We start from the raw sequence: 19,844 nt of genomic DNA on the forward strand, positions 1-19,844 counted from the left end.
GTTTTAAGTTTATTGAACTTCCACGCCAAGGAATTCCAACGATACAAATTTATGTTTTTTCTCATTTCCAAGATCTGCATATACTTCCAGACGATGAATCATGCAGGCAAATTCCGGAAGCTCCTGTCCAAGCCAGCTGGTAAATGCATCCATTACAGCATCTGGTTTGGTATAGTTGGCACTTGCAGAAGCAAGACTTAAGAAAATGCGGTTGTCATTCTGTAAATTCATTTTGTAAATAAAAGGTCGGATATCTACCTGTTTTTCGCCTTTTTTGGTTTCTTTTGTAACAAGGATCTCAGGCTGCTTTAAAAATTCCGTAATTCTTGTCTGCCATCCATCTGCCGGTGCTTTTCCAGGACGAAATTCCACCAGATAATCAGCTGCTGCCACCAGGGACATTGCCTTGCTCGCTTTTCCATCTTCCACCTGGCGGGCACTTAAAACATGAATACCATCTACCATCTGGCTGTTAAGACGTTGACAGATTTCATCAGTAGGAATCGTAGCGGTAAGCTCCATATCGAAATATTCCCCTGTACTGGTAACGCCAACTCCAAGAGGGGCAGCAAAGGACATGATCATATGAGGGCTGTAACCTCCAGAAAAAGCAATTGGAAGCTCTGCGCGGCGGATGGCTTTCTGGAAGTAGCGCATGGTGTCAAGATGTCCTACAAATTTCATAGGCCCTTCTTTCGTAAATTTAATTCTTACCTTCATAACATACGCCTCCTTCATAACGTCTTGCTCCGCAGCCTGCACATTTCTGACGGCAGTTTGGTGTAACCACTTCGCCTTTTGCCTGTTTCCACTCACGGATCAGAAACTCCTTGGTAACACCTGCATCTATGAAATCCCATGGGAGGATTTCATCTGTGCTTCTCTCTCGGAGTGTGTAGAATTCAATGTCAATTCCTGTTTCTGCAAAAGCCTCTTTCCAGATGTCGTAGCGGAAGCTTTCTGACCAGGCATCGTAAAGGGCACCTTTTTCATAGGCTTTTAAGATAACTTCAGAAGCACGGCGGTCACCTCTTGCAAGGAAGCCTTCCAGTGTGGTTACATCCGGTTCATGCCAGTTGTATTTAATACTCTTCTGGTTCAGCTGTGCACGGATTTCTTCTTTTACTACTTTTGCCTTGTCAATAAAATCCTGTTCTGTATACATTGGAGCCCACTGGAATGGGGTAAATGGCTTTGGCACAAAGAAGGATGTGCTGACTACGATCTGAACCTTTCCATGGCGTTTTTCCTTTGGAACGGTATCGTAATATTCTTCTGCAATACGCTCTGCAAGATGAGCAATTCCCTTCATGTCTTTTTCTGTTTCAGTAGGAAGCCCAAGCATGAAATAAAGCTTCACACGGTTCCATCCTCCAACAAATGCCTCATGCGCACCGTGAAGGATCACTTCTTCGGTAAGTCCTTTGTTAATTACATCACGAAGTCTCTGGGAACCAGCTTCCGGGGCAAAAGTAAGGCTGCTTTTCTTAATATCCTGAACCTTGCTCATAACATCCAGGGCAAAAGCATCAATACGAAGTGACGGCAGGGAAATATTAACACCTGCAGATTTAAATTCGTCGATCAGGAAGTTTACCAGCTCTTCCAGATGGGTGTAATCACTGGAACTTAAGGAACTGAGGGAAATTTCCTCATGACCGGAATTCTTCAGCATAGCTCTTGCAGATTCCTTCAGTTCTTCTACATCACGTTCACGGAGAGGTCTGTAGATCATACCAGCCTGGCAGAAACGACAGCCACGGATACATCCACGCTGGATTTCCAAAGTGACACGATCCTGTGTAGCTTTAATAAAAGGAACAACCGGTTTTTCAATCGGGCAATATCCTTTATCCATATCTACGATCAGCTGCTTTTGGACTTTCTCGGGAACTCCCGGACGATTTGGTGCAAAGGATGCAATTGTACCGTCTTCTTTGTATGTGACATCATAAAATGCCGGAACATAAATTCCCGGAATCTGAGCTGCCTTCAGAAGGAACTCCTCCTTGCTGCCTCCGGCTTCCTTATTGGCCTTGTATGCATCAAAAAGCGCATCATACACAGTTTCTCCTTCGCCAATATAAAACAGGTCAAAAAAGGCTGCTAATGGCTCTGGATTATATGCACACGCACCGCCTCCGATTACAATAGGACATGATTCGTCACGGTCAGCTGCTTTCAGTGGAATCTGGGAAAGATCCAGTGTCTGGAGTACGTTAGTATAACACATTTCATATCCAAGTGTGATGCACAGAAAATCAAAATCCCTGACAGGATCCTGGGACTCCAGGGCAAATAACGGGATATTCTGTTCTCTCATAAGCTTATCAAGATCAAGCCATGGGGAATAAACTCGCTCACACCAGACATCAGGGCGTTTATTGAACATATTATAAAGAAGCATCATACCAAGGTTGGACATGCCGATCTCGTAGACATCCGGGAAGCAAAATGCGACCCTGGTGGTCACCTCTTTCGGGTCTTTCATCACAGAGTTGACTTCCCCGCCGATATAGCGGGCTGCTTTGTCAACACTAAGTAATATTTCGTCACTAAGTGCTAATTTTCTCATATTTTTCCTTTCGATAATTATGCATATGCAACAATAAGGCAATGAATTTCTAGGAAATTCAGATTGCTGTAATATGCGTTTTAGGACTCAAAAATCTGTCTTTTCGTTCTAAAAATCTGAAAAACAGAGGGTCACTTTTAAGCCGGTTTTTTGGTTAAAAATGGATTTGGTCACTTTTTTCTATTTTCAAGCAAAAAAATAACCTCAGCATCTGGAAATGCGTGAGACCATTTTGATACCGGAAAACAGGACCATTAACAGTGTTTTTATTATAAACAGAAACGCTTAGAAGTTCAAGTATATAATTTTTATTCGGGAAAATTCAGAAAATCATGGGATTTTTCGCATTGAAATGATCATTATATAGAAAATCCGGCTAGCATAACAGGAAAAAGTATAAAATATCAGGTAGTATCAAGGAATGCTATAAAATGTTATTTAGTGTTATTTAGTGTTATTTATTATATCTTGTTAGGATTGACGGAAATTATAAAATTCCTGTTTGGTCACTTTTTTGCTGTAAATATTTATTCCTATATTATGAAGCAAAAAATGAACGCCATCCCTTTTAAACACGCATGATGAAATGCGGTAGTTTTCAAGAGATGGCGTTCATTTTGCTTTCATACATTGACTGGCTGATTATTTCATCAATTCTATTAGGTCACTTCTGTCAATTGGAATTTGGGGAATCTCGCGTGGCTGGGGCTGTCCGGAATTTTCAGCCCCAAGGGTTTCGGTAAATCGTTTCATGCTGCTGGCTGATAACTTTATTCTTCGAAGTTCTTTCCAAGGAAAGGTAGGAAACGGACATTTTGCGCAGATCCTAGCGTAAGGCTTGTTGATAAAATTATTTTGTCTCTGGGAACCGTTCCGTCCCCAGATCAGGTATCCGGAAGGATTAAAATCCGGGGCTGTTTTCTGACAGGCTTCCAAGCGTTCCTTCTGGAGCCGGATCTCGTCCATCACAAAATCGGCCAGGTATACCATTTTCGTGTTTTCCTCCGGGATGGTGATGGTATCCGTTCGATTGGGAAGATCATCTTTTACGGGAAGCTGCAGGCAGATGGTCTGGTTGTAAAAATGAATATCCCGGAACGTGACCGTAAGGATTTCTGAAATCCTCAGGCCGGCAGTGGATGCCAGAAGCATGGGAAGATAGAGAACCGGTGCTTCCAGTTTGCAGATCTGCAGCATTTGGAGAAGCTGCTGTGGAGAATAGGTGCCGGAAGGAACTTCGTAATAATTATGCAGATCCTCTTCTGCTTTTTTTCTTTCTTTCATTATGCGTACTGCATCCGCACTGTTATCCTGCGTTGTACAGTAATGGTTCCGTGCATCCCGGAAAAAACAGGTTACAGCATCACATACCCTGTAAAATTCGGAAGAGGGAACTTTTGCAAGGATATCCATCAGATCGCTGGCAGTCACGTTGTCCATGAAATGTTTTCCGAGGACCGGAAGAATATAAGCTGCAATAGACCGGTTGTACGCATTGTCAAAACAGTAGGAATGCGTCCAGTATGCATGGAATTCCTGTACGGTACACTTAAAAACAGTAATTCGCTTTTCTTCCACCTGTTTTTTGTAAACTGGATACATAGCCTCGGCTTCTGCTTCTGTATCGTAATATTTCGTTTGAACCATTTTGCGGCGTCCTGATTCGAAGGTGCAATTCATACGGTAACAATACTGGTTTCGGGCGGTAATGTAAAGCGGATGGGCTGAAAGCGTTGCCAAAACCAGGTTTCCGTTTGAGAAAATGTCTTTGAGTTTTGTCGGGTTGATCGTGTTCTGTGGCATTTTATCATTTTCCTTTCTGTTATGGATTTTTATGAGGTTCCTAAAAAGCGTTCCATTTTAACACCTCCGGTAAGCTTTTGGATTTCTTCCCAGGGGCAGTCTTTTTCTAACAGGATCCAGACAAACATATCACGGAGATCATACATGGTGATAATGGGAAGTCCATTCTTTTCCGTGATGTATTTTAATCTTGTATTTAGGGTTTCCAGGGTTTTTATTTTCCCACGGCTGCTGATGCAGAAGTTATCATTATCCCTTTTATCCGGGTGGGCGCGAAAGAAACACATATTTTTTTCCTGCCGGAGGACAAGTTCCTCACAGACAAAATCCGGGATCTGAAAAGAACGGTACCGTTCTCCTTCCAACTTCTTACAGCTGTATTTGGGATCTGCTGATTCAGAAGGAAGGCGTCCATCTTTTGTATATTGTTTATGGATGTTTAAGGTTTGGGTGCTGGAATCAAAATTGTTATAAGTAAGGCCAAGGATCTCACCAGGACGCAGTCCGCAGAACAGTGCCAAAAGAAACTCCAGGCGGTGTGCATATGGATCTTCATGTATGGCATTCAGGAATAATTTCAGCTGTTCTTTGGTATAAATACGAAGGCTGGATTTTGGTTCTTTGCGTTCTGTGATGTCAGATGCCAGGCATGTTTCAAGGAATCCCTGGTTCCAGGCAGAATAAAGAATCCTGCATAATAATTTATAGACTGCATATTCTGCACTTGTACAATAGTTCCTGCAGGATTCGATCAGGTTTTCAATATATTCTGCATCTACATATGGAAGAAGCGGATCGGCAGTGACCCGGGGCAGAATAATATGGTAGATGATCCAGTGGTATTTTACTTTTGTGCTTCCACTGGTACTCACTGGGACGTAGAGCTTTTCATACCAGTGTTTGAGGTATTCCGTGAAAGTAAATGGACACGGGCTGGATGCTTTCAGCTTTTCAAGCTCTTTTGGGAAAAGGCGGCTGGCTTTCTCATAAGCTTTTTCTGCATTGTCCCGTGTCAGAAACCCTGTGCGGGTACGGTGTTCAATAGTCTTAGAGTTAAAGTTTACAACCGGAGTATGGCAGCACCATAAATTTTTGTGTGAGAAAAATACGTTCTCTTCTGCTTTTTTCTGCATAAAGGACCTCCTATTTATTAAGGCGTAAAAACATCAGTGCCGACTGATGGCTGGCATTCGAACCAGTATTTTCCTGCCTTTATTACTATTATGTCGGATTTTGAAATCCTGTTTTGGGAAAAAATAATTTAGCTGATTTATCTTTTTAAATAAAATCATTTTATAGACATATATAATATGTATGAAAATGATAGAAAAGGCTTATTTTTATAAGAAAACATTGGAAAAACTAAGTTCGGCTGAATTGGAATCAAAGGCGCCTGTTTATACAGAAGAAAAAGACACACAATATAACAGATTGTTACACTGTGCGTCTTATAAAGAAATGAAAGTTTAAATTTTATCCGAAAAATATTTCATATATGCCGAGTCGTCCGGAAGGGCATATACCTTGCGGCTTCTCTTTGCCGGGGATTCTGGCAGAAGTCCATAAAGTAAGACATACTCTTCCATCTGTCTGCTGAGGTCATAGACCAGTGGCTGATGCTCTACATATACAGTATTGGTAAAATCCGGACTAGAATGCCCAAGGTTTTTTGAAATGGCTTTCATGCTGACTTTTTCGTTGGCCAAGATGGTAGCATTGGAATTGCGCAGTTTTCGCCAGTCGATTTTTGGAAAATTGTATTTCTTCAACAGACGATGGTACGGCTTTTTGTAAAAATTTTGTCCATAGGGCATACCATTTTTGCGGCAGCAGACATAGCCCAGATCACAGAAATCCGGTTCTGTGGCCCGGTTGTGTTCATAACGCTGCCGCTCCAGCAGGATCTCCGTCAGGACATAGTCAGGCAGTACAATTTTCCTGCGGCTGTTTATCGTTTTCAGCTTCTTTTCCTGGAATTGCATGGAGTGGTAGTTTTTATCAGGATCTGCATCCTTTGTGCGTCCAAGCTGGGTTTCGATAGATGCGCATTTGTTCAGAAAGTCGATGTTATCATACTTCAGGGCCCGGAGTTCCGAAATCCGGAGCCCGGTTGCAGTCGCCAGCAGCATGGGCAGGTAAAGGGATGGATCCTCCTGCCTGCACACATTCTGGAGACGGCTCAGCTGGACAGAAGAATATACTTTTGCAGCCCGTTTCCATGCAGTGGGGGTGGACATAAGACGCTGTTCTTCTGTCCTCTTCAGCCGGTTCACTTCTGCGGTGATTTTCATGGCATTGTTACAGGAAATATAATTTCTGTCCCTGGCAACCTGCATGGAACTGCTGACAACCGCACAGGCGAGCCTTCGCACATTGGGGGACGGAATCCCAAGCAGAACCTGGATGAGATCTTTCCGTTTCAGGGAAGGCAGGGAAATGGTACCCAGTGCAGGATCAATATAATTCAATATGATGTTCCGGTATGTCATATAGGTGTTGTAAGAAATATCTTTTTCGTCCCACATATAATAACAGAGCCAGTAATCATAAAATTCTTTTACGGTATAAGAATACGGGACAAACTGCTTCCGGCAGATCTGAATGAGTGCGTCATCTCTGGCAAGCTGGGCAGCTTTCCGGGTGGGAAAGCCACTGCGCTGGATCGATTTTGAAACTCCCGACTGGAAAACAAGTTTAAAACGGAAACTGTATCTCTTACGGGACTTTATATAACTTATACTTCCTCCAGGAAGACAGGAGACAACGCTTCCTAAAAAGAAGGTATCTTTCACAGATGGTTTTTCAATGCATTTTCCCTTGGGCATGGGAAACCTCCTTTCCCAGACTGTTCCGGATGCCAAGAACCGGATCCAAGGTGTTGCTTAATACAGATTGAATTTCATTATTTTCATCAGGAAAATTACAGCAGAATGCGATGGTGGAACTGAGTTTTGTGTGTCCAAGGATATGGGAAATGTTTTCGATATCCACTCCCATTTCTGCCAGTATATAGGCAGACATATGGCGGAGATCGGTCATACTAAGAGCTGGCAGAAGGGCCGCCCTTGTGATGTCTCTAAGTGCTGCACCTGGGGTAGAGATGGATTTTATTCTGGCAGTGGCGCCAAGGCAGACATAATCCTGAAATTCTGTCGTATCAGGATTGGCTTCCAAGATCAGGCGGTTTTCTTTTTTTCGTTTGGAAAGCTCCTGGAAAATGAAATCTGGTATTTTCAAGGTCCGGTTCTGGGCAGTTCCAAAAAGGTTCTTAAATGTTGGATTGTCAAGATGAGCCCTGTTATCGGTACAGAGTTGCTGAATAGTTAAGGTATGTTCTTTGGAATTGAGGTCTGAATATTTCAGTCCCAGGATTTCTCCTGTAGAAAGCCCGCAGAAAAGGGCAAGGAGGATTTCCAGATAAGAGGATGTTGTGGAAGCCTGATCAAGCAGTTTCCGGATCTGTTCGGTGGAAAGGAATACGGATTTATGCTGAGGCTCCGGATAGTGTTTTAGCTTGGGAAATTCCTTTTCCGGAATATAATTATTCTGGTAAGCGGACCATAAGATGATATTTAATAACTTATAGGCATAATAGCCTCCATTCTGGCAGTATCCCTGGCAGGAATCAAGCAGTTTATTCAGGAACTCTTCGCTGACACAGTCCAGGAGAACGTCATTCTGAAGATGTGGAAGGATGATCTGGTATAGGACCCAGCGGTATTTGAATAAGGTACTTTTGCTGGTGGAATAAGGTGAGTAGACTTCACGGAACCAGTAGTCCAGATATTCAGAAAAGGTAAACGGGATCTTCCGGGACTTTTTCAGCTGCTGGATCTGACTGGAATAGGTCTCCAGGGATTTCTGGTAGCTTTCCTCTGCTTCCTTCTCTGAGGGAAAGCCGGTATTATAGCTGTATTCAATAGTACAGATAAGCGGATTTACTGTCTGGGTGACGTGTCCCCATGAACCATCCTCATTTTGAAATATAGGTGTTCTTTTTTCTTGCATTGTTTTGCTTCTCCTATGTGTATTTTTATGTAAAGGAAAAAGGATGATAAATAAAAAATGTATAGCGCAGTGGGAACACTATACATTTCAAAAATTCCTTTTTCACCAAAGGTTACCAAAACCATTCTTTCAGCTTTCCTTACTTTCCAGAAATTCGATGGCTTCAAAAACATTGGAAAAGGTCATACATTTTCTGAGCAGCCACTGATTTCGTATGTCAGTATCTTCTAAACATGGCATACCTTCATCCAAAAGTCTTGCCAAAGTCTTTTTGGCATATTTCACTGCAATCGGATAATCTTTTGCAATCTTTGCAGTGATTTCTCTATTTCCCTTTTTATATAAAGGCTCTTCTAACTTTAGGTCAGAAATCACTTTCTCTTTCTCAGCAGTAGTTTGCAAAGAAGGCGTATAATATCTGCGGTGCAGCATGAGCCAATATTCAATACACCCCGTTGTCATTAGCAGACGAACACGCGTATTCTTATTCCTGCCAAATTTCCTTAAGCGTTTTATTATTTGATACCGTTCATTTACTTTATCAATATCCTTTGTTTCAACATCAAAGAAGAACCAAATTTCGTTAATAACCTCTTTATAGTCTCTGTACAATGGATCTTTAGCAAAACGATCACTTGCTCTGTCAAATAGCCCAGTTTCTTTCGGATACTCAATTACAGCCACATCACTGAATTTATGCTTCAAAAATTCAGTATATGCCTGTTCACTTTCTCCTTCACAAAACACTCTGATAATAACTTTACCAGATCCTCTGCCTCCAGTTTTTCTTGCCATTATTCTACCTCTTCAATCTCAATGTTAGGAGTGGCACCATATTTTCCAACCAAATAGCCTTTCCGGATATTATCGGTTGTCTTGGTAACAAAATCAGTCACGCTGTAAAGCTCAGATGAGCCATCAGACCTTTTTTTATCTGCAAAATAAATCTGATCTTTTCTCATAAACTCTAAATTCATAAGTTCAGTGTTATGCGTGGTGAAAATAATCTGGCCACCATTGGGATTGCTTTTTTTGCTTTGAAACTTTGCAATAATGAAATTAACAAGCATAGGGTGTAATTCCCTCTCTAATTCGTCTACTAATAAAATGCCTCCTTTATTAAGGACAGACTCAATTGCAGGTGCAATTGACATCAATTTCCTTGTTCCATCTGATTCATCCTCCAATTCCAGATGATACAGTTTGTCCTCACCTGCAGCATTAATGCCCTTATGCCTGGTTTTCGCTTTTACCTGGCTCATTTTCAGCTGGCCTTCCGAATTGTTGGAAGTCTCAGACAAAATCTGGATAAATGATGTCAGCGCAGCCTTCATGCTTTCTGGAATATCATCAGGAAATTCAAGATTGTTTCCAATTTCCTTGTTTTCTACCTCAAACTGCATCTCTTCAATTCCAAAGTCTGCTGTTTTTGCATAATCCGAAATAACTTTAAGCATATTGCTGTCATTGTAATATTCCAGCAACTGCCTCGGAATGTCGGTATAATCCCTGGAAAAGAAAATATCTTCCCGAAACCATTTCATTGCATTAATACATATCGTATCATTCATTGTACACGCAACTGAGAAAAACAGCTGGTTTTCAGCTACCGTTTCACTTATTAATTTTCTCCTTGCTTTATCCTCAGTAAACGTAAATTTCTGTCCTTCTCTGACAAATACCTGGGCTTTTTGTCCTTTGGGTGCATGATATAAAGACTCTCTTACTATTTTTTGCTTCGTTGCAGAAAATGAATACCAATATTTTATACCGCCATTAATATAATCAAATTCAAACTCTGTTGGTTCATTTGCAGAATAATCATTGAGTGCAAAAGGTACTACGGGAACCGCAGCTTTTTCATGCTGTGTTCTCTGTGCATTTCGAATAAACTGAACAGCTAACCAAAATGCCCGGATTACGTTACTCTTGCCTCCACCATTTTTTCCATAAATGGCTACACCTGGTAATACCTTCATATTATTTTGTTCGATCAGACAGCTTTTAAACGATGCAAGTCCAACTGCCTCCATAGAAAGAATAGCTTCATCCCTGAAAGATCTATAATTTTTAAATCGAAATTCTACTAACATATTTTTGCACCTCCGATATTATTATATCCATAATATGCAGGAAATTCAATTTAAATTATTATTATTTTGATTTTTTTCGCCTTGATTTCTTAGATTTTTCTTTATAGTTGTTCTCTTCCTTCTTCCATAATATTTGTTGCTGAATTGGAATCTGAGCTTCCAGTTTGCAAGTTTAAGTTCAGATTTAGCTAATCGCTTGCAAAAGTAAATTCTGGCAAATCAAAATATCATGATTTTTATGGAAGTTAGTTTTGCAAAGTTCTTCAAAACTGGAATTTACTATTAGAAACAAGTTGTTTTATGCTTCATATGCTGATATTCTTTTTTGAGATCTTAATCCTCTGAAAAAAGAGTCACGTTAAGCGGAGGTCGAATTTTATTTCTTTTTTCGCAAGATCAAATTCCACCCCTCATTCGGTTCAGTATTTCTTCCGAATGGCGCTACGTTTTCTTATTTTTCAGTAATAGAGATGTAAGGCTAATCTCGTTAGCGGGAATGGATTTTATTCCTAACTTGTCAAGAATATCCCCGCCATTAATGAAGCTGAACAACTGGTGTGCCGACTGGTTATTCAGTTTTTTTCTGTTATATGAGTTGATATGACTCATCATAAGATTGATATCATCCTGAGTTAAGTTATCAAAAGAGGTTTTCTTCGGAAGCACACGACGAATCATCTCATGTGTAACTTCACAACCACCTTTTTGATCAGAACGCTGTGGATCACAATAAAAGATATGTGTTCTGCGACCATTGCCCTTATTAAATTCGATTGCCAGCGGGTTAGTAAATTCACTTCCTCTGTCTGTCAAAATCACCTGGAAGAGGCTAGTGAATACTTCATGTCTTAACTGTTTATACAACCAGTCAAATATTTCTGTAGCTGCTTGTTTTTGATATACTGGTGATGGATTTCCAGCACACGGGTACAGGGGGTGAAGTCTTTATAGGTAAGGCCAAGTATCTCTCCTGTATGCAGGCCGCAGAACAATGCAAGAAGGAATTCCAGACGGTGAGGGCAGGAACTGCTGTATACCGCATTCAGAAAAATTTTAAGCTGTTCGCTGGTATAGAGTAATACGGTTGTTTGGGGCTTTTTATAAGCGGCAGGTGAAGGTGCGGGATTGCAGCTGACTTCTCCGTGTTTCCATATATCATCTGAAAAAAGCTGCAGCAGTTTGGCTACGGCATATTCGGTACCTTCGCAATAAGCTTTGCAGGCATTGATCAAATCTTTTAGATATTTGGCATCGACATTGTGAAGAAGCGGATCTGTTGTAATGTTGGGATCGATTAGGTTGCGGATGACCCAGCGATTCCTTATAATTTCATTTTTGCTGCAATTATATGCAAGGTATATTTTATAAAAATAATAGCTCAGGTATTCGTTGAAAGTAAAAGGGCAATGGTTGGCACTTTTCAATTCCACAAGTTCCTTTGTAGAAATACGTGCTGCTTCTTCGCAAAGTGTTTCAGCTGTACTGCGCTGCAAAATGCCGTTATGGGTAACGGAACGGATTGTCTGCGATTTAGGGTCTACTGTTCTGGTGCGATAGCTCCATAAATGTTCATGTGATAAAAATACGTCTTCTGTTCGGTTCATAAAATCCTCCTGAAAAAATAGATAAGACAAAATGTTCAAAGGTAATCTGCGGCAGGCTGCCCAGGCAGGAAAACGTGTTGCCTTCATCATAAATATGTCTGATCATGACTTTTTTGAAATGATCTTCGTCCAGAGCGGAGGCTGTATCAATTATATCTTCGACCGTAATATTTCCATGCAAACAGGAGATATCTGTATTATGGCATCAGATATTACCCATTCTTTAAGTGCTTTCCATGATAAAGACGTCATTATGAATATTCTTATACGAAAAAGCACTTTTGAACAGTCGTTTTTCGGACTTCTGGATGATAATACCATTCTTTCTGACTTCTTCAAAAGAACTTTCTATCAGACTTCAGAAATTCCCTATCTTCTTTTTCATACAGGAAAAGATTCCGTTCTTTCTGACCTCATTGACCGTGCATATACGGAATGTGCACAACCAAAACGATATAGAAAACAAATGGTCAATACTCTGCTTTCTCTGTTTTTCATCAATCTATTTCGCCGTCATGAACAACATACAGAGCTTTCTGGTATCCATCCGAACTCTTCAGAGAAAAATCTGATGTATATTCTCCGTTATATGCAGGCTAATTATAAGACAGTTTCACTGAAAGAACTTTCTTCAATTTTTAACTACAGTGAACGTCAGTTACAGCGTATTATTCAGAATGCTACCGGACATACATTTATTGAAAATATTCAGAATCAGAAAATGAAACAGGCCGCTGATCTTTTACAAAACAGTACACTTCCTGTTTCAGAAATCAGCGAACGAACAGGTTTCCAGTCCTTGAATAACTTCAGAAAAATTTTTTTCAAATATTTCAATATGACACCATCTGAATACAGAAAAACGTGCACCACAAAGCACACGTTATCCATAAGTTTGTAGAAAAATCCTATAGCAATAAACAAATTAATAGAAAGATATTGCTTGCAACGTTCCTGCAATTTCAGATCACCGGAAAATATCCGCACCGACATGGATTCGTTGCGACTACGAAATTGATACAATTTAACGGTGCACACCCTTGTGAACACCCCTGTTCGCCTTTCGTTAAATAATTAAAATAGGCTACTCTTTTGCATATTTCTGATCAGCCTGTTTCTTCCATAAAAAAAGAGACATTGACATAATTTGATCAATATCTCTTCTGCTGCTTTGCTGAGACATATTCTTCCGACTGGATATACTCTCTCAGGGAAGCATCAAATTCATCCTTGACGGAATCCAGTCCATAATAAAACCGCTACCACACCGAAACAAAGGATATGTCTCTATTTTTGGTAAAACCATAGATGTAGGTTAATCATGTTTTTTTAATCAGCGTTTTGATACTCACTGTCTTCCCCAAATAGCTACCGAATTTGACCTCACGATCAATTCTTCGACAGGCAGACCAATCGGGCAAATGTTATGGCAAGCTAATGATTTCCCGCATCCCTCAAAATAATTTTCCTTATATTGAGTTGAAACCTCATTCCGATGGCTTATTTCCTGTTCTTCATTCAGAATCCGAAATGCGTTGACTGCAGCAACAGCGCCTGCGAAAGTCCCATTTGCAGAGAAGTTAGGACACACTTCAAGGCAGCAGCCACACATCAGACAGCGTGCCGACTGGTATCTCGGTTCATGTGTCCACGGATTCATATAAGCTTCACTTTCAAGCCAAAGGTTCAGTTTTTTCAAATTTTCAAACAGAATTGACCGGTCAACGATCAAATCTCTTACAAGCGGAAATTTGCTTAAAGGTTCCAAGGTGATTGTAGAACCTTTTAACGTATGTAGAAATGTAGAGCATGCCAGCCTCGGACGTTCGTTAATCAGCATGGCGCAAGCCCCACATTTTCGCACCATACAGCTACATTCCCAGCTGATGGGAGTAACTATATTCCCTGAATTATCTTTCAAAGGGGTTCTACTGTTCAATTCCTTTAGAACATTGGCAACAGAGCTGTTTTTGCTTCCGTCAAACTCAAATTCCTGCCAATAACTGTCTGATTTCTGACTCTCCTGCCGCCTGATTCTTATTTTATATACCAAGTGAATCACCGCCTTTCTGGAACAGGTACAAAGGAAATCTGTATCTGCTTTCCATCAAATCTGGCTACCGTTGTTTTAAGGTAATCATCGTCATTGCTCTTCGGATAATCCTCCCGCCAGTGTGCACCACGGCTTTCTTTTCTTGCAAGAGCACTCTTTAGAACTGCCATGCCAAGCAATGGAAGATTTCCTGTTAGCGCTTGTACCGTTTGAATCCCATTTAACAACGTATTCTCATTTCTGACAACGCCCATAGTATCCTGCATCACTTTGTTTAATTGCTTTATTTCTGAAATTTGAGACGTTGGTGGAAAATCTATCTGTGTCGCACAAGATAGATCTACTACATCTGCCTGTTCACATGCTGATTTTGCCGCAACACGTCCTCCGTATAACGCTCCTAACAGAGAATTTCCACCAAGACGGTTGGCACCATGATATTGGGCACAGCATTCTCCGGCAGCGTAAAGATTCTGAATCGGCGTTCTGTGCTGCTCATCCACCAGAATGCCTCCCATAAAATAGTGAATTCCCGGTAAAACAGACACCGGTTCCTTTCGTATATCTTTATGCAGATAGGTCATACAATCGTCTGCCAGACCAGATAGCTTATTTGAAATAATCTCCTCCGATATTTCCGTCATGTCAAGAAATACCTCTGATTCATGGCTGACCTTCCATATCTCTCTGGCGGTAATATCTCGTGGCATCAGATTTCCAAGCTCCGGGTATTTTTCCTCCATGAAATACCATTGTTTTCCATCTTTCATGGCAAACAACCTGCCACCTTCCCCTCTGGCCGCCTCGCTGATGAGCATGCGTTTTCCACCACATTTCACAGTTGTCGGATGGTACTGGATCATCTCGCCATTTGCCAGAGGAACACCAAGCCGGAACAATTCTGCGGTGACTTCTCCTGTATTGCTCAGCGAACCCGTTGTATTTCCAAACAATCCGTGCATACCACCGGTGGCAACAATAACCGCATTCCCCGGTAATTCCACAGTCTCCTGACTGTATTCATCCCTGATTACGCAGCCACAACAAATATTGCCACACAGACGAAGTGTTAGGAAAGAATGATGGCTGAACCGTTCTACCATACCAGATGCTTCTTTCCTGCGAACAGCGTCTATCATAGCTGTCATGATCTGCTTCCCGGTATCGCTCTGTGCAAAAGCAGTCCGTTTCTTTTTCTGCCCGCCAAAATTCCGCAGATCCACATCATCATAGCCACTCATGTTAAATTTAACTCCAAGTTTTAGCAGCCAGTGCACCAGCTCCGGTGCTGCCTGTGTCATTCCCCAAACTGCATTTGGATCTGCCAGACCACATGCTGCCTTTATTGTATCTGTAAAATGTTCTTCGGGACTGTCGTTTTCATCTTTTGTATTCAAAGCTGCGTTGATACCGCCCTCCGCCATAACAGACTGTGCCCGCTCTGACGGAAGGGAGGAAACCAGTTTTACATTGCATCCATTTTCCGCTGCCTGCAAAGCCGCTGAAAGTCCTGCCAGTCCAGCACCTATAATAACAATTGTCTTACTCATAGATATTGCCACCCAATATAATATAAAATAACCGCTCCCGCTATAAAAAGAAGAAGCACCGAAAGGATCAAATAAATATCACTCCTTCGTTCTTTATAACTGATGATTCCCAGTGATACGAGCAATGGGCGGATATTGATAAAAATATGGACAAAGATTGCCGCTACGAACAAAAGCTGAGTTACCATCTTTACCGTTGTAAAAGGGAACAAAATATATGTCCCATTCTGCACCTTTCCAAACAAGCCAATATGGAATAACAGCAGAATCATTATTGCCATCCCACTGGCTCGTCTCGCCCAAAATATGACGTTTTGTTTCAGATACATTTTTCCTGATTGCTTCGCTGTCTGTAAACTCTGAACTGTCAGGATGACACCAATCACCGTATGCACAACAAGAATACCAACACCAACCCATGCAAGAAGTTTCCCTGCACTACTTCCAACTCCGTTCAGCATAAAGCTGCCCATGATTCCATGAATCATAAAAATGAGAAGCATTAAAACAGACAAAATCGTATTCCATTTTCTCATAAATTCCCGCTCACCTCATTTCTTCGCTGTCCATGATCATATAGTCCATCTGTGTTAGCGTTGTAACGTCAATAAAATCATCCGATGCCAGGAATACATCATACTTTCCACTTACCACTCTTGATAGCATCATTGTGTTACTGTACTCTTTCAGATCTACGAAAAAACCGGCCTGTTTCAACCTGTCACAGAGTTTCTTAGCATAACTGACAAGCGGATAATCCGTCTCAGATACATATAACCGAAAACTAATGTCCGTTTTCATGAGATCTGTTTCATTTGTTTCCGAATCGTCCAGTGCCAATTCTTTTAATTTATTCCGGGTGTTCTCGTTGTCGAGACCATCTGACATCATATTAATACCGAGAACATAAGAGCCTTCCAACTGTGCGGAGGCTTGAGCCGCCTTTTTTGACTTCGGTGTTGCTCCTGTGACTGCATCAATCATAGAAGGCGGTGAATGTAATATGACACCAAAACCTACAAGAAAAACAATCGTAACAACTAACAGAATCAGTTTTCGTTTCACATTCCCACCTCATTTCCTATTTTTTCAAAATTCTCATTGCGTTCAAAACAGCAATTATGGTAACGCCTACATCACCAAATACAGCTTCCCACATTCCCGCAATACCAAGAGCGCCAAGAATCAGGAACACACTCTTAATTCCAAGGGCAATCACTATATTCTGCATGACAATTTGCTTTGTCGCTTTTGCCACATCAATCGCATCCACCAGCTTAGATGGTTCATCTGTCATCAGAACCACATCCGCAGCTTCAATGGCCGCATCTGAACCAAGACCACCCATTGCGATACCAACATCCGCACGAGCAAGGACAGGAGCGTCATTGATACCATCACCAACAAAAGCTAATTTGCTTCCCTGTCTCTTTTTACTGTCCAAAAGCTCAACCTTTTCCACTTTTTGATCAGGAAACAGTTGTGCATAATATTCATCCAACTGCAATTCTTCCGCAACAGCCTTTCCGATTTTTTCATCATCACCAGTAAGCATGACTGTTTTTTCCACACCGATATGTTTCAAATCAGAAATTGCTTTTTTGCTGTCCGGCTTTACTTCATCTGTTATCAAAATGCATCCGGCATATTGACCATCTACTGCTACATAAACCTTTGTACCAACTTTTTCACAGGCTGTGTACTCCACATGCTCTGAATCCATAAGTTTCGTATTGCCAGCATAAACTTTCTTCTTTCCTGCCATGGCACTGATTCCATATCCGGAAATTTCCTTGTAATCAGAGATAACTGATTGGTCAATTTCTTTTCCATAAGCAGAGAGAATGGATTTTGCAATAGGATGGTTAGAAAAGCTCTCTGCCTGGACCGCATACTCCAGAACCTGTTCTTTTGAAAATCCATTTGCAGGCAGAATATCAGTCACATTGAAAACACCCTTTGTAAGTGTTCCAGTTTTATCGAACACAATAATGCTGACATTATTAAGCGCCTCTAAATAATTACTTCCTTTTACAAGAACACCTCGTTTAGATGCCGCACCAATACCTCCGAAGAAAGTCAGCGGGATTGAAATGACCAATGCACATGGGCAAGATACCACAAGGAAAACAAATCCTCTGCGAATCCACTCTGTCCAACCTCCACCAAGAAGGATCGGTGGCAGAATTGCCAGAATAGCTGCTAAGATTACAACAACAGGAGTGTAATAACGTGCAAATGTAGTAATGAAATTTTCTGTTGGTGCTTTTCTACTGGACGCATTCTCCACAAGATCAATAATCTTTGAAGCAGTAGATTCACCAAATGCTTTCGTTGTCTTAATCGTTAAAACACCCGTCTGATTCATACAACCGGAAAGTGCTTCGTCTCCTTTATGAACGCTTCTCGGAACCGATTCTCCAGTTAAAGCCCTCGTATCCAGCATAGAATCTCCATCCAATACCACACCGTCTAATGGGATTTTTTCACCAGGCTTTACAATAATAATCTCACCAATGGCAACACTTTCAGGAGATATGGTAATCAATTCTCCGTTCCTTCTGACTGTAGCACAATCCGGACGTATATCCATTAAATCTGATATAGATTTTCTGGAACGCTCAACAGCCAATGACTGGAAAAATTCACCAACTTGATAGAACAGCATAACAGCAACTGCTTCCGGATATTCACCAATGACAAAAGCACCAATCGTAGAAACGCTCATCAGGAAATGTTCATCAAACACACGTCCCTTTGAAATATTCCTCACAGCTTGCCATACAACATCCCCGCCAAGAATAATATAGGAGACAATGAGAAAAACTAACTCGACAGGCAGTGGTACTTTCGCAAAAACTGTCAATGCCATACCAATACCATAGATTGCTGCGCCAATCGCTAAACGAATCGTCAACTTCTTGTCCTCATTGTTATAGGATGTATTGGTATCCTGTTTTTTTGCAGGTATATAGTATTCCTGTGCAATTTCGGAAACTTCTACATCTGGCTCATGGCTGTGGACAATCGTTTCAATCTGACTGGCTATTGTATTTGCGGCAACTGGAGCAACATTGATTGTCAGCGTCTGCTTCATCAAATTTACAACTGAGGATTGTACTCCATCCAATTCTCCGACTTCTTTTTCAATTTTTGCAGAACAATTCGGACAATCCAATCCTTTTAACGAATAACTCTTTGTAACATTCATAACGGTTTCTTCCTGAACTTCCACATCGGGTTCATGACTATGAACAATCGTTTCAATCTGACTGGCTATCGTATCTGCGGCTGTCTGAGTAACATTGATTGTAAGCGTCTGCTTCATCAGATTTACCACTGAGGATTGCACTCCATCCAACTCTCCGACTTCTTTTTCAATTTTTGCGGAACAATTTGGACAGTCCAACCCTTTTAATAGAAATATGCGTTTCATGATAATCTCCTTATAATTTGTTTAATTGTTCAATTACTCAACTATAATATTAAAAAATATTATTTCTGCCAAAGATGCTCAAATCCCTTGTCAATAATCTCTTTCACATGATCATCTGCCAGCGAGTAGTAAACTATCTGTGCTTCTTTACGGAATTTTACCAGATTCGCTAGGCGTAATGCCTTTAACTGATGCGAAATTGCAGATTTTGTTACCCCCAGTAGCACTGCAAGATCACATACACACATCTCACTCTGTTCTAGAGCGTGTAAGATTTGTACTCTAGTTCCATCTCCAAATAGCTTAAACAAAGAAGCCAACTGGATATAATCATCTTTTGGCTGCATCTTGGATTTCACATCATTCACAATATCCTCATGAATTACATCGCAATTACAAATATAAGACGTTTTTGACATATATTCACCTCCAAATAATAGTTGAACAATTACTCAATTATTATTATACTTATTTTTAAATTAATGTCAATAAGCTGATGTTAGTTCCCCATAAATTTTACAATTAAAACCAGCTCTTTATTCTTTTCTTAATCTTTTTTTCCCAGTATACCGTTTTGGCTTTCTTGTCACACTTCCTGTAAATTCCGATTGAACAAAATCGCTGCGCGATGGCCTGCCAAGGCTATGGCGCAGTTTTTCTTTACACTTTAATAAAAAGCAGTGGAAACCAAGTCCTACAAGTAGTATTGTTAAGTCACCACA

Annotated in this window: 18 protein-coding genes; 1 reads left to right on the forward strand and 17 read right to left on the reverse strand. The window is 40.9% G+C overall.

Annotated elements, in window-relative coordinates; all coding sequences use genetic code 11:
- Positions 1-9 precede the first annotated feature (9 nt).
- The 10 genes from ABHC48_RS17250 to ABHC48_RS17295 form a co-directional block, all read right to left on the reverse strand.
- The gene (locus ABHC48_RS17250) at positions 10-720 is read right to left on the reverse strand and encodes a TIGR03936 family radical SAM-associated protein (protein WP_195700250.1); all 711 of its coding nucleotides are present in this window, start codon (positions 718-720) and stop codon (positions 10-12) included.
- Entirely contained in the window at positions 704-2,575 is a 1,872-nt protein-coding gene (locus ABHC48_RS17255) for a TIGR03960 family B12-binding radical SAM protein (RefSeq protein WP_195700251.1), read from the reverse strand. Before ABHC48_RS17255 ends, ABHC48_RS17250 begins: the two co-directional genes overlap by 17 nt.
- 642 nt (positions 2,576-3,217) lie before the next feature.
- A complete protein-coding gene (locus ABHC48_RS17260) occupies positions 3,218-4,378 on the reverse strand; it encodes a site-specific integrase (RefSeq protein WP_195700252.1) in 1,161 nt (386 codons plus the stop codon).
- Positions 4,379-4,407: 29 nt separating this feature from the next.
- Complete coding sequence (locus ABHC48_RS17265; protein WP_195700253.1) at positions 4,408-5,511, reverse strand: site-specific integrase; 1,104 nt, start codon at positions 5,509-5,511, stop codon at positions 4,408-4,410.
- 333 nt (positions 5,512-5,844) lie between these two features.
- Positions 5,845-7,203 carry a site-specific integrase gene (locus ABHC48_RS17270; RefSeq protein ID WP_195700254.1) on the reverse strand — a complete coding sequence of 453 codons (1,359 nt, stop codon included), beginning with the start codon at positions 7,201-7,203 and terminating at the stop codon, positions 5,845-5,847.
- Entirely contained in the window at positions 7,181-8,386 is a 1,206-nt protein-coding gene (locus ABHC48_RS17275) for a site-specific integrase (protein ID WP_195700255.1), read from the reverse strand. Before ABHC48_RS17275 ends, ABHC48_RS17270 begins: the two co-directional genes overlap by 23 nt.
- A 129-nt stretch (positions 8,387-8,515) precedes the next feature.
- Positions 8,516-9,181 (reverse strand): RloB domain-containing protein, encoded by a 666-nt coding sequence (locus tag ABHC48_RS17280; protein ID WP_195700256.1) that lies wholly within the window; start codon positions 9,179-9,181, stop codon positions 8,516-8,518.
- Positions 9,181-10,479: an ATP-binding protein gene (locus ABHC48_RS17285; RefSeq protein WP_195700257.1), complete on the reverse strand. Its 1,299-nt coding sequence runs from the start codon at positions 10,477-10,479 to the stop codon at positions 9,181-9,183. Before ABHC48_RS17285 ends, ABHC48_RS17280 begins: the two co-directional genes overlap by 1 nt.
- Before the next feature lie 441 nt (positions 10,480-10,920).
- Entirely contained in the window at positions 10,921-11,292 is a 372-nt protein-coding gene (locus ABHC48_RS17290; RefSeq protein WP_195700258.1) for a hypothetical protein, read from the reverse strand.
- Between the two features lie 35 nt (positions 11,293-11,327).
- On the reverse strand, positions 11,328-12,083 hold the full coding sequence (locus tag ABHC48_RS17295) for a hypothetical protein (RefSeq protein WP_195700259.1): 756 nt from the start codon (positions 12,081-12,083) through the stop codon (positions 11,328-11,330).
- Between the two features lie 31 nt (positions 12,084-12,114).
- Here ABHC48_RS17295 and ABHC48_RS17300 point away from each other — a divergent pair, with 31 nt between their 5' ends.
- Positions 12,115-12,984 carry an AraC family transcriptional regulator gene (locus ABHC48_RS17300; protein WP_195700260.1) on the forward strand — a complete coding sequence of 290 codons (870 nt, stop codon included), beginning with the start codon at positions 12,115-12,117 and terminating at the stop codon, positions 12,982-12,984.
- A gap of 447 nt (positions 12,985-13,431) precedes the next feature.
- On the opposite strand, the gene ABHC48_RS17305 is transcribed toward ABHC48_RS17300, so the two are convergent.
- The 7 genes from ABHC48_RS17305 to ABHC48_RS17335 form a co-directional block, all read right to left on the reverse strand.
- Positions 13,432-14,136, reverse strand: coding sequence for a 2Fe-2S iron-sulfur cluster-binding protein (locus tag ABHC48_RS17305; protein WP_110102357.1), 705 nt, complete (start codon positions 14,134-14,136; stop codon positions 13,432-13,434).
- Between the two features lie 5 nt (positions 14,137-14,141).
- Positions 14,142-15,686 carry an FAD-binding protein gene (locus ABHC48_RS17310; protein ID WP_195700261.1) on the reverse strand — a complete coding sequence of 515 codons (1,545 nt, stop codon included), beginning with the start codon at positions 15,684-15,686 and terminating at the stop codon, positions 14,142-14,144.
- Positions 15,683-16,222, reverse strand: a complete 540-nt coding sequence (locus ABHC48_RS17315) for a pilus assembly protein PilX (RefSeq protein ID WP_117855365.1) — start codon at positions 16,220-16,222, stop codon at positions 15,683-15,685. The genes ABHC48_RS17310 and ABHC48_RS17315 overlap by 4 nt, the downstream gene beginning before the upstream one ends.
- A gap of 10 nt (positions 16,223-16,232) precedes the next feature.
- Positions 16,233-16,751, reverse strand: a complete 519-nt coding sequence (locus ABHC48_RS17320; protein WP_055062590.1) for a hypothetical protein — start codon at positions 16,749-16,751, stop codon at positions 16,233-16,235.
- A 16-nt stretch (positions 16,752-16,767) separates the two neighbouring features.
- Positions 16,768-19,122, reverse strand: a complete 2,355-nt coding sequence (locus tag ABHC48_RS17325; RefSeq protein ID WP_195700262.1) for a heavy metal translocating P-type ATPase — start codon at positions 19,120-19,122, stop codon at positions 16,768-16,770.
- A gap of 59 nt (positions 19,123-19,181) precedes the next feature.
- The gene (locus ABHC48_RS17330) at positions 19,182-19,541 is read right to left on the reverse strand and encodes a metalloregulator ArsR/SmtB family transcription factor (protein WP_015512809.1); all 360 of its coding nucleotides are present in this window, start codon (positions 19,539-19,541) and stop codon (positions 19,182-19,184) included.
- 117 nt (positions 19,542-19,658) lie between these two features.
- On the reverse strand, positions 19,659-19,844 hold a 186-nt coding region (locus tag ABHC48_RS17335), incomplete at its 5' end, for a hypothetical protein (RefSeq protein ID WP_334285810.1).

It is taken from the genome of Ruminococcus sp. 1001136sp1 (assembly GCF_039841815.1).
GTDB classification, from domain to species: Bacteria; Bacillota; Clostridia; order Lachnospirales; family Lachnospiraceae; genus Blautia_A; species Blautia_A faecis.